The following is a 15,211-nucleotide window of genomic DNA, read 5'->3' as shown; positions in this document are numbered from 1 at the left end:
CTTTGAAGAAGTGGGGGTTAGTCGAAAACCGGCCTGAAAAAGCTGCGCTCGTAACTCAGGATACAGCGATTATCTTCAGCCAGTTTGAACGCGGCAATGCATTCGGCATCTGTTTTTGAGCGTTCGCGGTAGTCTTCATAGGCTGCGAGGCTGGGGAAGGTAAACATGGCCAGAGCAATGTTATTGGCACCTTCCGAGGGCAGGAAGTAACCGTGATGCTGGCCGCCAAATTTGGCTACCAGCGGGATCCAGACTTTGGCATAGGCCTCGAATTCGGCCAGTTGGTAAGGGTCAATCACGTAACGCAGGTAGCAGGTGATCATCGATGCATTCCACGGGGCGAAAGGAGATCGAGACTAATCTCCAGCCGCCCCGCGGGTCAATTCACTCAAAGTCGATGCAGGCAGTCGTCCTCGGCATAAATGGCGGTGTGCAGGCCGCCGTCAGTATCCAGCCAGGCGCGGTACATGCCCGGCGTATTAAAGCTCAGCACGGTCTCGCCGCCCGGTGTCACGGCGACCACGCCGCCGTTACCACCCAGCTCCTTGAGCTCGCCCTGCACAACTTGCTCGCAGGCGTCTGCCAGGCTCGAGCCCACCAGGCGAATACGCGATGCAATATTGTGGGCCACCACGGTGCGCATAAAGAACTCGCCGTGGCCGGTCGCCGAAATCGCCGCGCTGCGGTCATCCGCCCAGGTGCCGGAGCCAATCAGTGGCGAGTCACCCACCCGGCCGTAGCGTTTGTTGGTGATGCCCCCGGTGGAGGTGGCTGCTGCTACATGGCCGTGACGGTCCAGGGCGACAGCCCCCACAGTGCCGAATTTTTTCTCCACACCACCCGGCTCCAGCAACACCGTCTCCGGTTGCTGCTGTTGCGCAGCCCACTGGCGACGACGCAAGGGCGTGTCGTACCAGTCATTGCTGACATGTTCGAGACCCGCCTGTTCGGACAGGAACAAGTCCGCCCCGGCACCGGCCAGCAGCACATGCTCGCTATGCTCCAGCACCGCCCGCGCACCGCATATCGGGTTGCGCACATGATGCACGCCGGCTACGGCTCCGGCTTCCAGGTTGGCCCCGTTCATGATCGCGGCGTCCAGTTCGTGGTCACCGCTGTGGGTAAACACCGCGCCTTTGCCGGCGTTGAACCAGGGGCACTCTTCAAGCTCAACCACACTGGCCTGTACCGCATCCAGACTGCTGCCGCCCTTTTCCAGGACATCGACACCCGCCTTGAGCGCCTGCAGCAGTGCTGCGTGGATCGCCTGTTCGTCTTCGCGGGTCAAAACACCGGGCATCAGCACACCGGCACCGCCATGCAAGGCCATCGCAATGGATTGGGTCATTGGGCATGCACTCCGTGATTGATGATCTGGCTCAAAAAACGTTGGGTTCGAGGTGATTCAGGGGCCGAGAAAAACCGCTCCGGGGGGGCCTCTTCAATGATTTCACCCTGATCCATAAAGACAATGCGGTCGGCTACCTTGCGTGCAAAACCCATTTCGTGGGTCACGCAGATCATGGTCATGCCTTCCTGGGCCAGGCCGGTCATGACGTCCAGCACTTCAGCGATCATTTCCGGGTCCAGGGCCGAGGTCGGCTCGTCAAACAGCATGACCTTGGGTTGCATGCACAGCGCCCGGGCTATGGCGATTCGTTGCTGCTGGCCACCGGATAACTGCGACGGAAACTTGTTGGCGTGGTCGCGCATCTTGACCTTGTCCAGCAAGCCCAGCGCTCGTTCAATGGCCTCAGCCTCGGGCACGCCCAGGTTGGAAGTCTGCGGTAACGTGCAGTTTTTCAGCACCGTGAGGTGCGGGAACAGGTTGAAGTGCTGGAAGCACATGCCCACCTGGCGGCGGATGCGCTCAAGCCCCTTGAGGTTGCCGTCAAGTTCCTCGCCCAGCACGACAACCAGGCCCTGCTGGTGTTGTTCCAGCTGGTTGATGCAGCGGATCAGAGTTGACTTGCCGGAGCCCGAAGGCCCGCAGATCACTACTTTTTCCCCGGCATGGACATTCAGCGAGATGTTTTTCAGCACATGGGCATTGCCGAACCACTTGTTCAATTGTTCGATGCGTACCATTGCGGCGGCATCAGCCTTGGGTTTGCTGATCATGAGCGGCTTTGCTCCATACGTTGTTCAAGGTGTCGGGCATAGCGCGACAGTGCAAAACAGATGACGAAGAAGTAGATCGCCAGGAAGACGTAGATTTCGTGGCCGTACTCAACCCATTCCGGGGCGACGGCGGTGCTCATGGCGATACCGACGATGTCCAGTACGCCGACGATCATCACCAGCGTGGTCTCTTTGAACAGGCCGATAAACTGCGTGAGCAAGGGCGCAATGGATTGCTTGAGCACTTGCGGCAAAATGATCTGGCCCATGGTTTTCCAGTAACCAAAACCCAGCGCCATGGCCGCCTCGTATTGGCCCTTGGGCAGGTTCTGCAAACCGCCGCGCAGGGTTTCAGCCATATAGGCGGCGGTAAACAGGATCAGCACCAGTTGCACCCGCAAGAGGATGTCGAAGGCCGAATCCGGCGGCAGGAACAGCTGAATCATCAGCGAAGCCATAAACAGCAGCGAAATCACCGGCACCGAGCGCACCAGCTCGATATAGAGCACGCAAAGCATGCGCACCACCGGCAGTTTCGAACGTCGGCCCAGCGCCAGCAAAATCCCCAGCGGCAGCGCGAAAATCATCCCGGCGGTGCCCAGAAATACTGTCACCAGCATCCCGGCGAACTTGGTCGAAGACACCTCGGGCAAACCGGCACCGCCCTTGAGCAGCCACCACATCACGATCGGCAGCAACGCCAGATACGCCAGCAGCAGGCGACGGTCCAGGCGCTTGAAAAACAGCAAGACAAACGCCGCCCCTGCCAGCACCAGTGCCAGGCTTACCCGCCACTGTTCGGCTTGCGGATAGAAGCCGTACACAAACAGGTTCCAGCGTTGGGTAATCGGCAACCAGCAGGCGCCGCCGGGGTTGCAGTCTTTGGCACTGCTGCCGATGAAGGTGGCATCGAATACCAGCCAGTTCAGCGCAGCAGGAATGCACCAGCACAGCAGCGCCAGCACGCCCAGGGTCAGCAGGCTGTGGCCCACGCTGGGGAACAACTGGCTGCGGCTCCAGGCTGCGGCGCGCTGTACCCAGGGCAAGCGCGGCGGTGCCAGCGGGACTGCCAGTGCCTGATTCATTGCGGTCATGTTCAGTGCCCCCTCTGGCCGATACGGTGGTTGTAGATGTTCATCCCCAGGGAGATCACCAGGCTGATCAGGCAGTAAGTGCCCATCACCAGCGCGATGCATTCAATGGCCTGGCCGGTCTGGTTCAGGGTTGTTCCGCCGGTGGACGACACCAGTTCCATAAAACCGATGACCACCCCCAGTGAAGAGTTCTTGACGATATTCAGGTACGTGTTGGTGATCTGCGGGATCATCGGGTAGATGGCCTGGGGTACGATCAACTGGCGCATTGTGGAACCGGATTTGAAGCCGAGCGCCCTGGCCGCTTCGTACTGGCCGCGGTGTACCGACTCAATCGCGCCACGCACAATCTCGGCGATATAACTGGCGCTGTAGAACGACAAGGCCAGGCATAACGCAAGCATCTCCGGCACCAGGGTGATTCCGCCCTTGAAACCGAAACCGCGCTGCACCGGTACTTCCCATTGCACATGGGCATCACTCAAGGCGTACACCAGCACGGGCAGCAGCACCGCCCCGGCCAGCAGCGCGGGCCAGCGCCTGGAAGCAAAACCGCGCCACGGCCCGCGGGCTTCCTTCAAGCGGCAAAACACATAATCCAGCAACGTGCCCAGCAGCATGAGGAAAAGCCCCCAGCCGACCACACTGCCCTGTTCGAGCCAGGGCAGTGTGAGGCCGTTGTTGTTCAGAAACACCACGCCAAACAGCGAGGCCGAGTGCTTGACCCCGGGCAGCGCCAGCACCAGGCCGTACCACCAGACCAGATGCACCACCAGCGGCACATTGCGCAAAAATTCGATGCAGGTGCCGCTCAGGCGCTTGATCAGCCAGTTGTCCGAGACGCGCGCCATGCCCAGCGCACCTCCCAGCAGGGTCGCCAGCACAATGCTCAGCACCGACACCAGCAAGGTGTTGAGCAAGCCCACCAGATAGGCGCGGGCATAGGTTGCATCCGGAGTGTAATCAATCAGCGAGAAGCTGATGTCATAGCCTGCGCGCTGGGACAGAAAACCGAATCCCGAGGCGATATTGAGGTTCTTCAAGTTCAGCGCGGCGTTGCTGGAGAGCAGATAAAACACCGCGGCAACCAGAGCCAGTACCAGCCCCTGCTGCAGCACGCTCGACAGGCGCAGATTGGGCGAACGATGGGTCGACATCACAGAAATCCCCTCAGCGAATCGGCGGCGCGTACATCAGGCCATGGTCTTTCCAGCTGCGGTTGAGGCCGCGCGGGATGTTCAATGCCGTCTGCTGGCCGAGGTTACGGTCGTAGATTTGCGCATAGTTGCCGACTTGCTTGAGGGCGCGATAGGCCCAGTCACTGTCCAGGCCAAAGGACTTGCCGATGGTGCCTTCGGTGCCCAGCAAACGGGCGATATCGGTGGATGCGCTCTTGTTGCCACGCAACTCGTCGACGTTATCCGAGGTCACGCCCAGTTCTTCGCCGGTCATCAGGGCATAGGCGGTCCAGGTCACAATATTGCGCCAGACCGTATCACCCTGTGCGACAAAGGCCCCCAACGGCTCCTTGGAAATCACCTCGGGCAGCAGCGCATAGTCCTTGGGGTTGTTCATCAGCGCCAAACGCGCCGCCAGCCCCGAAGAGTCATTGGAAATGGCGTTACAGCGCCCGCGCTGGAAGGCAGCGTAGAGTTCGGGGCTTTTTTCGATGACCACGGTTTTGTAAGTCAGGCCACGGCGGCCAAAATAGTCCTCCAGGTTTTGCTCGGAGGTGGTGCCCGGTGACAGGCAGAAAGTGGCACCGTCCAGGTCGGTGAGTTTCTCGATGCCGTCGGCAGCGTGGGTCATAAAGCCCTGGCCGTCGTAGAACCAGACCGTGGTGAAGTCCACGCCCAGGTTGGCTATGCGTTCAGCGGTCCAGGAAGCGGCACGGGACAGAATGTCGATCTCCCCGGAAGCCAGGGCGGTAAAGCGGTTTTTGGCGGTGGTGGTCAGGTACTCGACCTTGTCTGCATCCCCCAGCACCGCAGCGGCCACAGCGCGGCACAGGTCTACGTCCATACCGGTCCAGCGGCCCTTGTCATCGATCAGCGAAAACCCCGGCTTGTCACCTGCGACCCCGCAGCGCACGCTGCCATGGGCCTTGACCTTGTCCAGCACACCTGCCTGGGCAGCCTGGGCACCGGTCAACAGCAGGGCCAACAGCGGAGCCCCCAGCAAAAGCTTGGCCCTATTCAATTTGTGCATATCATTGCCCTTTTAAAATTCTTCTTGTTATGCCTGTCAACCACAATCCAACGGCAGGTGGCGGTTTAGGTGCACAATAAAGACGGCGGCATGGCGCGGATAGCGGCAATTGATCCACTATGCTGGACGGGCTATCGAATATTGGAATAAGTCTATGAACATTGACTGGTACGAAGATTTTCTCGCCCTGGCCGATACCGGCAAGTTCACGGCCGCGGCCAGCATGCGCAACTCATCGCAATCGGCGCTGAGCCGACGCATTCAATTGCTGGAAGCCCACCTGGGCGCGACCCTGATCGACCGCGAGCGCAACCCGGTGCGCCTGACCGCTGCTGGCGAAGCGCTGCTGCCCAATGCCGTTGAGCTGGTACGCATGGCCCGCGACTGCGAGCAAAGCGTCAAGGTGCTCAACCGGCCGCTGACCTTTGCCTCGCTGCATACCCTGGCGTGCAACTTTTTCCCGGGCTGGATCAGCCAGTTGAACAGCCCGCAGGCGCCGCTGTTCACCCGTATCGACACGGGCTATCGCAGCACCGACGACTACTACATGGCGCTGATGTCCGGGCGCTGCGACTTCATCCTGTTCTATCGCGACACCAAGACCGCACCCTACTCGCGCCAGAGCGAGTTCGAGGTCAAGTCCCTGGGTCATGACGAGCTGTACTGGGTGGCCACTCCGCAACTGGCGGCGCATTGCACCCAGACCGACGAACCGATCCCGCTGCTCAGCTATTCGCGCAGTGCGCAATTGCATGAACTGTCGCGTACCCAGATCAACCGTCACCCCCAGCCTCAGCGTTTGCTGCAGGTATTCGAGGCCACGGTGTCCGAGGCACTCAAACCGATGGTCGCCAGTGGCCAGGGGGTGGCGTGCATGCCCCACAGCATGGTGGCGCCGCTGATTGAGCGCGGTGAACTGGTGCGCGTGTACCCGGACATGGAGTCCGACCATCTGGAAGTGATCCTGGTGCGCTGGCGTGACAACCGCAACCCCCAGGCAGAAGCGCTCTGGCAGCGCCTTTAGCCACACGCACCCCCTTTGTGGGAGCGGGCTTGCTCGCGATGGCAGCACCGCAGTTTGCCTGCCGCACCGTGCGTCTGCATCGAAGGCAAACCTGCTCTCACAGGTTTGGCACTGTTCACATGGCCTGTGCCTTAACCCCGTGAAAATCATATGAGCCTGAGAAGGCTATTGAACCAACCCGACCTGAATCTTTTCCACCACCTCCTGCATCGCCGGTAAAAACCGCCGTGCAGCTTCCTCGACCGGCATGGCCTTGGCGATATACACCAGGTTCAGGCAACCCATCACCCGCTCCTCATGCATCACCGGGATCGCAATCGCCGCGATCTTGCGCTCTTCTCCCCAGTGCGCGTTGTTTTCGCCATAGCCCTTGCTGCGTGTGTGCTCCACCAGTCGCTCGACGAATCGGCGATCCGCCGCCAGCGCCGACTGCGAGTCGTCCCGACTGATCATCAACTCGATCAATTCTTCCCGCTCGGCCGGCGGGCAAAACGCAAAGTATGCCCGCCCGGTCGCGGTCATCAGCAAGGGCAAGCGGCGCCCCACCATCGAACGGTGAAACGACAGGCGACTGAAACGGTGAGTGGTTTCGCGAATCACCATCGCGTCGCCATCCAGGGTGCACAGGTCGGTGGGCCAGGCCACTTGCTGGAGCAATTGACCCAGCAAGGGCGCAGCAATCGAAGAAATCCACTGTTCATCGCGAAAGCCTTCGCTCAGCTCACGCACCTTCAGGGTCAACCGGTAGCTGTCATCCGATTCACTGCGGCGCACGTAGCCTTCGGCCTGCAACGTCTCCAGTAAACGACGCACGGTAGTACGGTGCAAACCGCTCTGCTCGGCCAACTGAGCCGTACTGGCGCCCCCGTCAAAACGGTTGAGACCGTTGATCAGTAACAACCCGCGCATTAGGCCCCGCACGGCCTTGTATTCGGTTTCGCTCATGTGTTTCCCATTATTTTTATCGGTAAATCAACGATGTGCACTGAGTGCACCCTAGCAAGGGTTCTCGTTGTTCACCAGCTTCGCGATTTCCATACTGCGCCCAACAAGAAATCCAAAAAAAGCGCTGTACGGAGATACCCATGAGTTCTGCACCCACTGCTTCCACCTTGGACCTGAGCACCGATATCGCCATTGTCGGAGCGGGTCCTGTCGGGCTGATGATCGCCAATTACCTGGGCCAATGTGGTGTAAACGTCACCTTGGTGGAAAAGCTCGACAGCCTGATCGACTACCCGCGCGCCATTGGCCTGGACGACGAAAGCCTGCGCACATTCCAGGCCGTCGGCCTTGCCGATAACGTGCTGCCGCACACCACGCCCTGGCATGCGATGCGCTTCATGACGCCCAAAGGTCGCTGCTTTGCAGACATCCAGCCCAAGACCGATGAGTTTGGCTGGTCCCGCCGTAACGCCTTTATTCAGCCGCTGGCTGATCGCGTGCTGTTCGAAGGCCTGCAACGCTTTGACAACGTCAAGGTACTGTTCGGTCGCGAACTCGATGGCTTCGAGCAAAGCGACAGCGGTGTGCAACTCACACTGAAAAACGCCGAGGGTCGCAGCGAACGCCTGCAGGCCAAGTACCTGATTGGCTGCGATGGCGGCAACAGCCTGGTGCGGCGCAGCCTTGGCATCAGTTTTGAAGGCAAGACTGCGCCCAATCAGTGGATCGTCGTGGATATCGCCAACGACCCCCTGAGCACACCCCATGTGTACCTGTGCTGCGACCCGGTGCGCCCCTACGTGTCCGCCGCCCTGCCCCACGGGGTGCGTCGCTTTGAGTTTATGGTAATGCCCGGTGAGACCGAGGCCGAGCTGAGCAAGCCCGAAAACATGCGCAAGCTGCTGGCCAAAGTGCTGCCGGACCCGGATCGCATCGAGCTGATTCGCAGCCGCGTCTATACCCACAACGCCCGCCTCGCAGGCCGCTTCCGTCAGGGCCGGGTACTGCTGGCCGGGGATGCCGCGCATATCATGCCAGTCTGGCAGGGCCAGGGTTACAACAGCGGCATGCGCGATGCCTCCAACCTGGCCTGGAAACTGTCACTGGTGATCAAGGGCCTGGCCAATGACCGCCTGCTCGACAGCTATGAGCTGGAGCGCCGGGATCACGCCAAGGCCATGATCGACCTCTCGGTACTGGCCGGCCACGTACTGGCCCCCCCCAAGCGCTGGCAGGGCACCCTGCGCGATGGCGTGTCGTGGCTGCTCAACTATGTGCCGCCGGTCAAACGCTATTTCGTCGAGATGCGCTTCAAGCCCATGCCGCAATACAGCCGTGGCGCTCTGATCGTGCCGAGCGAAAAAGGCTCGCCGGTGGGCAAGATGTTCATTCAGCCCAAGGTACTGACCGACGCCGGTGCGACCGTGCTCCTCGATGAAGTGATCGGCGAGAATTTCGCCTTTATCGCCTGGGGCTGCGACCCGACCTGGGGCCTTACGACGGCGCAGATTGCTCAATGGAAAACCCTGGGTACGCGGTTTATTCAAGTGCTGCCGGATGTCCAGCTCAGGGCCCCGAGCGACGCCGGCAACGACGTGATTCGGGTCGGCGACAGCACTGGCCGCCTGCGCGAGTGGTTCGCCCGCGGCTCATCGTCCATTGCCCTGCTGCGCCCTGATCGCTTCCTCGCCGGGCTGGCCACACCGCAAACGCTCGGCAAGGCCTGCAATGAGCTGGCCCTGGCGCTCAACGTGCAGCCACACATCCAGATGACGCCAGCCGTCAGCAAGGTGGCTTGAGATGAGCGCCTATTTGCACTGTTTGTCACACACGCCGCTGGTGGGCTACGTCGACCCGGCCCCCGAAGTGCTGGCCGAAGTGGACTGCATGATCCGCAATGCCCGCGAACGCATCGCCCGCTTCAATCCGCAACTGATCGTGCTCCTGGGGCCCGATCACTACAACGGCTTTTTCTACGACGTCATGCCGCCTTTTTGCATTGGCATGGCCGCCGATGCCATCGGCGATTTCGACACCGCAGCCGGCCCCCTCGACGTACCCAAAGCCCTGGCCGAAGCCTGCGCCCAAGCCGTCATGGAGGCTGGTATCGACACCGCCGTGTCCTACCGAATGCAAGTCGATCATGCCTTTGCCCAACCCTTGGAACTGTTGCTGGGCGGGTTGCGCACCTGCCCGGTGATTCCGGTCTTCATCAATTCGGTAGCCGTGCCCCTGCCCGGTTTCAAGCGGGCACGACTGCTGGGCGAGGCCATCGGCCAGTGGGCCAGATCACTGGACCTGCGCGTGCTGTTCCTGGCGTCCGGAGGCCTGTCCCATCAGCCTCCGGTGCCAGAACTGGCCAAGGTCGATGCCCGCATGGCCGACCGCTTGATGGGCAGCGGCCGCCAGTTGCCCGCCGATGAACGCGCCGCACGCCAGCAGCGGGTCATCCAGGCCGCCCGGCACTTCGTCGAGGACCAGAACAGCCTGCACCCGCTCAACCCGGTCTGGGACCAGCAGTTTCTCGACACGCTGGAGCAGGGCCGCTTGAGCGACCTCGATGCACTGGGCAATGACGCGCTGTCGGCGCTCGCCGGTAAATCGACCCACGAGGTGAAAACCTGGGTCGCCGCATTCGCCGCATTGTCCGCCTTTGGCCCCTACCAAACCGAAGGCCGCTACTACCGCCCGATTCCCGAATGGATTGCAGGCTTCGGCGCCCTTGGCGCGCAGCCGCTGACCCACCCCCTTTGAATTCAAGGATCACTGCCATGACTGCCACTGCCAGCGTATTCACTGAAGCCTCGACCAGCCGCTTTGCCCGTATCAAGGAAGGCGACCTGGACCTGCAATTGCACTACAACGACGTCGGCCAGGGTGCCGAGACCGTGGTCATGCTCCACGGCTCCGGGCCCGGCGCCAGCGGCTGGGCCAACTTCAACCGCAACATCGAACCGCTGGTGACTGCCGGTTACCGGGTGATCCTGCTCGATTGCCCGGGCTGGAGCAAAAGCGACCCGGTGGTGAGCGAAGGCTCACGCTCCAACCTCAATGCGTCGGCGCTCAAGGGCCTGCTCGATGTGCTGGACCTTGACCGCGTGCACATCATCGGCAACTCGATGGGCGCCCACAGCACCGTGGCCTTCGCTCTGGAAAACCCCGGGCGCATCGGCAAACTGATCCTCATGGGCGGCGGCACCGGCGGCCCGAGCGCATTTGTGCCCCAGCCCACCGAAGGCATCAAGCTGATCGGTGCGCTGTACCGCGAGCCGACCATCGAGAACCTGAAAAAGATGATGAGCGTCTTCGTTTTCGACACCAGCAGCCTGACCGAAGAACTGTTCCAGACCCGTCTGGATAACCTCCTGGCGCGCCGCGACCACCTGGAAAACTTCGTAAAAAGCAGCACCATCAATCCCAAACAGTTTCCCGACTTCAGCCATCGCCTGCACGAAATCAGCGCCGAAACCCTGCTGGTCTGGGGGCGCGAAGACCGCTTTGTGCCGATGGATACCGGCTTGCGCCTGCTGGCAGGGCTGCCCAACGCGCAGCTGCACGTGTTCAACCGCTGCGGCCACTGGGCGCAATGGGAACACGCCGACACCTTCAACCGCATGGTGCTGGACTTCCTGACCCACTGATAACCGAGACCGCCATGAACCCGACTCCCGAAACACTGGCCCAACTGGCCGCCGACCTGCGCCACGCCGAAACCCACAGCAGTGCCATCGCCCCCCTGCGCGAGCTGATCGGTGAGGACAACGCGACAGCCGCCTACACCATCCAGCAGATCAATGTCGCCCACGGCGTCGCCAATGGACGCCGGGTGGTGGGCCGAAAAATCGGCCTGACCAACCCCAAGGTGCAAGCGCAGCTGGGCGTGGACCAACCGGACTTCGGCACTCTGTTCGCCGACATGTGCTACGGCGACAACCAGACCGTACCCATCGATCGCGTGTTGCAGCCCAAGATCGAGGCTGAAATCGCCTTGATCCTCAAACATGACCTGCCCCACTCCGACACCACCTTCGACGAGGTCATGGCCGCCACCGGCTGGGTGATGCCGGCTCTGGAAATCGTCGGCAGCCGCGTGCAGCAGTGGAACATCCGCTTTGTCGACACGGTGGCCGATAACGCCTCCAGCGGCTGCTACGTACTCGGCGGCCCGGCCCGCAGCCTTGATGGGCTGGACTTGCGCAATGCGGGCATGTGCATGACCCGCAATGGTGAAGAAGTTTCCAGTGGCAGCGGCGCGCAATGCCTGGGCCATCCGCTCAATGCGGCCGTATGGCTGGCTTGCACCATGGCGCGCCTGGGCAATCCGCTGCAAGCGGGCGACATCATCCTGACCGGCGCACTGGGGCCGATGGTGGCCGTGGCCGCCGGTGATCGTTTCGAAGCGCATATCGAAGGCATCGGCAGTGTCGGTGTGGACTTCTCGCAACACGGCAGCGCCGAGTAATCGGCGACTTGCGTGCAACTGAGGCAACAATAATGAACAAGAAACTCAAGGTCGCCATCATCGGCTCCGGCAATATCGGCACCGACCTGATGATTAAAATCCTGCGCAATGCCCGGCACCTGGAAATGGGCGCAATGGTTGGCATCGACCCGGCCTCCGACGGTCTGGCCCGTGCTGCGCGCATGGGTGTTGCAATCACCCACGAAGGCGTTGAAGGCCTTACGCGCATGGACGTGTTCAAGGACATCGACTTCGTGTTCGATGCCACATCGGCCGGTGCCCATGTCAAGAACGACGCTTTTCTGCGCGCGATCAAACCCGGCATCCGCCTGATTGACCTCACCCCGGCGGCCATCGGCCCGTACTGTGTACCGGTGGTCAATCTGGAGCAGAACCTGGACCAGTTGAACGTCAACATGGTGACCTGCGGCGGCCAGGCAACCATTCCGATGGTCGCCGCCGTGTCCCGTGTGGCCAAGGTTCATTACGCCGAAATCGTCGCTTCGATTGCCAGTAAATCTGCCGGCCCCGGCACCCGCGCCAATATCGACGAGTTCACCGAAACCACCTCCAGGGCCATCGAAGTGATTGGCGGTGCAACCAAGGGCAAGGCGATCATCGTGATGAACCCTGCCGAGCCGCCGCTGATCATGCGCGATACCGTTTTTGTACTCAGCGAAGCCGCAGACCAGGCACTGGTCGAGGCGTCTGTCGTCGAAATGGCGGCAGCCGTGCAAGCCTATGTGCCGGGCTATCGCCTCAAGCAACGCGTGCAGTTTGACGTAATCCCTGAAGACAGGCCGCTGACCATTCCCGGACTGGGCAGATATTCCGGGCTCAAGACTTCGGTGTTTCTGGAAGTCGAAGGCGCCGCCCACTACCTGCCGGCCTACGCCGGAAATCTCGACATCATGACCTCTGCAGCCTTGGCCACCGCTGAGCGCATGGCGCTGTCGATGCTCAACGTCTGAGGGGAAAACCATGAACGATAAAAAGATCTATATCAGCGACGTCACCCTGCGTGACGGCAGCCATGCCGTGCGCCACCAGTACTCGTTGCAGAACGTGCAGGACATCGCCCGCGCCCTGGACAAGGCCCGCGTCGACGCCATCGAGGTGGCCCACGGCGATGGTCTGCAAGGTTCGAGTTTTAACTACGGTTTCGCCTCCCATACCGATCTGGAATGGATCGAAGCGGCGGCGGACGTGATCAGCCACGCAAAAATCACCACCCTGCTGTTGCCCGGCATCGGCACGGTGCATGACCTCAAGGCTGCGTACAACGCCGGGGCCCGGGTCGTGCGCATCGCCACGCACTGCACCGAAGCCGATGTCTCGAAACAGCACATCGAGTACGCCCGGGAACTGGGCATGGACACTGTCGGCTTTTTGATGATGAGCCACATGATCCCTGCCGATCAGTTGGCGGCCCAGGCCAAACTGATGGAGAGCTACGGCGCGACCTGCGTGTACATGGCCGACTCGGGCGGAGCGATGAACATGCAGGACATTCGCGATCGCTTCCGTGCGTTCAAGGCCGTGCTAAAGCCTGAAACCGAAACCGGCATGCATGCCCACCACAACCTGTCGCTGGGCGTAGCCAACTCGATTACGGCGGTTGAAGAAGGCTGCGACCGGATCGATGCCAGCCTCGCGGGCATGGGGGCCGGGGCCGGCAATGCCCCGCTGGAAGTGTTTATCGCCGCCGCCGAGCGTCTGGGCTGGAACCACGGCACAGACCTTTACACGCTGATGGATGCCGCGGATGACATTGTCCGACCGTTGCAGGATCGCCCGGTGCGGGTCGACCGCGAGACCTTGGCGCTGGGTTATGCCGGGGTGTATTCGAGCTTCTTGCGCCACGCCGAAATCGCTGCGGCCAAGTACGGCCTCAAGACCCTGGACATCCTGGTCGAACTGGGCAAGCGGCGGATGGTGGGCGGCCAGGAAGACATGATCGTCGACGTGGCGCTGGACCTGCTCAAACGCTAAGGCCTTCCTTACCCCCCCCCCTTGTAGGAGCGGGCTTGCTCGCGATGCAGGCAACGCGGTTTACCTGACGAACCGCATTGATCCAATCGCGAGCAAGCCTGCTCCCACAGAAACAGGGGTTAACGCTGCTTCATCCATAACAACAATAAAACGGGTACAGCCCATGACTTCACTCAATCTGCAAATGGCCCGCACCATCGGCCTGTGTTTTCTCGTTGCCCTCATGGAAGGCCTCGATCTACAGGCCGCAGGGATCGCTGCTCAAGGCATGGCTGCCGCGTTCGAACTGGATAAATTACATATGAGCTGGGTGTTCAGCGCCGGAATTTTCGGTCTGTTGCCCGGTGCGTTCGCCGGTGGGTGGCTGGCTGACCGCATTGGCCGCAAACGGGTGCTGATGGCCTCGGTGGGGCTGTTCGGGGTGTTCTCCCTTGCCACCGCATTGGCCTGGGACATTAACAGCCTGCTGGTCGCACGCTGCCTCACCGGCGTTGGCCTCGGTGCCGCCCTGCCCAACCTGATCGCCCTCACCAGCGAAGTGGCTGGCCCGCGCCTGCGCGGTACGGCGGTAAGCCTCATGTATTGCGGCGTGCCTTTGGGCGCCGCGCTGGCCGCCCTGATCGGCATCGCCGACCTGGCCGGTGGCTGGCAAGTGGTGTTCTACGTCGGTGGCGTGGTGCCGCTGTTGATCGTGCCGCTGCTGGGGCTCTACCTTCCCGAGTCGCAGCAGTTTCGCAACGTTCAGGGCGAGGCGCCCATCGGTGTGGTTCGGGGTTTATTTCGCGAGGGCGCGGCACTGCCGACTACGCTTATCTGGGTTAGCTATTTCTTTACCCTGATGGTGGTCTACATCCTGATCAACTGGCTGCCCAGCCTGGTGATCGGCCAGGGGTTCACCGGGCGCCAGGCCAGCTGGGTGATGCTTGCCCTGCAAATTGGCGCAGCAGCCGGCACCCTGTTTCTGGGCTGGGTCATGGACCGCCTGCCCGCCTGGGCGCTATCGGCACTGATCTATGTGGGCATCCTGGTGTCACTGACCGCCCTTGGGTTGGCGAGCCATCTGCCGGGCATGCTGGCGGCGGGCTTTATTGCCGGTTTTTTTGCCACCGGAGGTCAATGCGTGCTCTACGCCCTGGCACCGCATTTCTATCGCCCCTCGATACGCGCCACGGGCGTGGGCAGCGCAGTGGCCATCGGTCGCCTCGGTGCCATGAGCGGCCCCTTGGTGGCCGGCAAGATGCTCGCGCTGGGCACCAGCACCGCCGGGGTGATGCTGGCGTCGGCGCCAGGCATCGTGATTGCAGCCGTGGCCATGTTTTACCTATCGGTGCGGCGCAACGCAGCATCACCCGACTGACTACCTGC

15 protein-coding genes are annotated in these 15,211 nt (G+C 61.5%); 8 read left to right on the top strand and 7 right to left on the bottom strand.

What is annotated here, in order from left to right:
- Positions 1-17 precede the first annotated feature (17 nt).
- The 6 genes from GHN92_RS17965 to GHN92_RS17940 form a co-directional block, all read right to left on the bottom strand.
- The gene (locus GHN92_RS17965; RefSeq protein ID WP_095000502.1) at positions 18-323 is read right to left on the bottom strand and encodes an NIPSNAP family protein; all 306 of its coding nucleotides are present in this window, start codon (positions 321-323) and stop codon (positions 18-20) included.
- A gap of 65 nt (positions 324-388) precedes the next feature.
- Positions 389-1,348 (bottom strand): isoaspartyl peptidase/L-asparaginase family protein, encoded by a 960-nt coding sequence (locus tag GHN92_RS17960; RefSeq protein WP_095000503.1) that lies wholly within the window; start codon positions 1,346-1,348, stop codon positions 389-391.
- Complete coding sequence (locus GHN92_RS17955) at positions 1,345-2,121, bottom strand: amino acid ABC transporter ATP-binding protein (protein WP_095000504.1); 777 nt, start codon at positions 2,119-2,121, stop codon at positions 1,345-1,347. Before GHN92_RS17955 ends, GHN92_RS17960 begins: the two co-directional genes overlap by 4 nt.
- Positions 2,118-3,215, bottom strand: a complete 1,098-nt coding sequence (locus GHN92_RS17950) for an amino acid ABC transporter permease (protein WP_095000505.1) — start codon at positions 3,213-3,215, stop codon at positions 2,118-2,120. Before GHN92_RS17950 ends, GHN92_RS17955 begins: the two co-directional genes overlap by 4 nt.
- A 2-nt stretch (positions 3,216-3,217) precedes the next feature.
- Positions 3,218-4,372 (bottom strand): amino acid ABC transporter permease, encoded by a 1,155-nt coding sequence (locus tag GHN92_RS17945; RefSeq protein ID WP_153380710.1) that lies wholly within the window; start codon positions 4,370-4,372, stop codon positions 3,218-3,220.
- A gap of 13 nt (positions 4,373-4,385) precedes the next feature.
- Positions 4,386-5,423, bottom strand: coding sequence for an amino acid ABC transporter substrate-binding protein (locus GHN92_RS17940; RefSeq protein ID WP_095000507.1), 1,038 nt, complete (start codon positions 5,421-5,423; stop codon positions 4,386-4,388).
- 154 nt (positions 5,424-5,577) lie between these two features.
- Between GHN92_RS17940 and GHN92_RS17935 the strand changes: the two genes are divergently transcribed.
- A complete protein-coding gene (locus tag GHN92_RS17935; RefSeq protein ID WP_095000508.1) occupies positions 5,578-6,447 on the top strand; it encodes a LysR family transcriptional regulator in 870 nt (289 codons plus the stop codon).
- Positions 6,448-6,612: 165 nt separating this feature from the next.
- On the opposite strand, the gene GHN92_RS17930 is transcribed toward GHN92_RS17935, so the two are convergent.
- On the bottom strand, positions 6,613-7,392 hold the full coding sequence (locus GHN92_RS17930) for a DNA-binding transcriptional regulator (protein ID WP_095000509.1): 780 nt from the start codon (positions 7,390-7,392) through the stop codon (positions 6,613-6,615).
- Between the two features lie 140 nt (positions 7,393-7,532).
- Between GHN92_RS17930 and GHN92_RS17925 the strand changes: the two genes are divergently transcribed.
- From GHN92_RS17925 to mhpT, 7 genes are all read left to right on the top strand, one after another.
- Positions 7,533-9,191 (top strand): bifunctional 3-(3-hydroxy-phenyl)propionate/3-hydroxycinnamic acid hydroxylase, encoded by a 1,659-nt coding sequence (locus GHN92_RS17925; protein ID WP_095039196.1) that lies wholly within the window; start codon positions 7,533-7,535, stop codon positions 9,189-9,191.
- Between the two features lies 1 nt (position 9,192).
- The gene (mhpB, locus tag GHN92_RS17920) at positions 9,193-10,146 is read left to right on the top strand and encodes a 3-carboxyethylcatechol 2,3-dioxygenase (RefSeq protein ID WP_095000511.1); all 954 of its coding nucleotides are present in this window, start codon (positions 9,193-9,195) and stop codon (positions 10,144-10,146) included.
- A gap of 17 nt (positions 10,147-10,163) precedes the next feature.
- Positions 10,164-11,033: an alpha/beta fold hydrolase gene (locus tag GHN92_RS17915; RefSeq protein WP_095018100.1), complete on the top strand. Its 870-nt coding sequence runs from the start codon at positions 10,164-10,166 to the stop codon at positions 11,031-11,033.
- Positions 11,034-11,047: 14 nt separating this feature from the next.
- Positions 11,048-11,854 carry a 2-keto-4-pentenoate hydratase gene (gene mhpD, locus GHN92_RS17910; protein WP_095000513.1) on the top strand — a complete coding sequence of 269 codons (807 nt, stop codon included), beginning with the start codon at positions 11,048-11,050 and terminating at the stop codon, positions 11,852-11,854.
- Between the two features lie 32 nt (positions 11,855-11,886).
- Positions 11,887-12,825 carry an acetaldehyde dehydrogenase (acetylating) gene (locus GHN92_RS17905; RefSeq protein WP_095018102.1) on the top strand — a complete coding sequence of 313 codons (939 nt, stop codon included), beginning with the start codon at positions 11,887-11,889 and terminating at the stop codon, positions 12,823-12,825.
- 10 nt (positions 12,826-12,835) lie between these two features.
- Entirely contained in the window at positions 12,836-13,846 is a 1,011-nt protein-coding gene (gene dmpG / locus GHN92_RS17900) for a 4-hydroxy-2-oxovalerate aldolase (protein WP_095000515.1), read from the top strand.
- 163 nt (positions 13,847-14,009) lie between these two features.
- Entirely contained in the window at positions 14,010-15,203 is a 1,194-nt protein-coding gene (mhpT, locus tag GHN92_RS17895; protein ID WP_153380708.1) for a 3-(3-hydroxy-phenyl)propionate transporter MhpT, read from the top strand.
- The last annotated feature ends 8 nt before the right edge of the window (positions 15,204-15,211 follow it).

Origin of the sequence: Pseudomonas sp. FSL R10-2964 (genome assembly GCF_009600035.1) — a bacterium.
GTDB lineage: Bacteria > Pseudomonadota > Gammaproteobacteria > Pseudomonadales > Pseudomonadaceae > Aquipseudomonas > Aquipseudomonas bubulae.
Note: the sequence above shows the minus strand (reverse complement) of the source record. Positions and strands in the feature narration are given on the sequence as shown.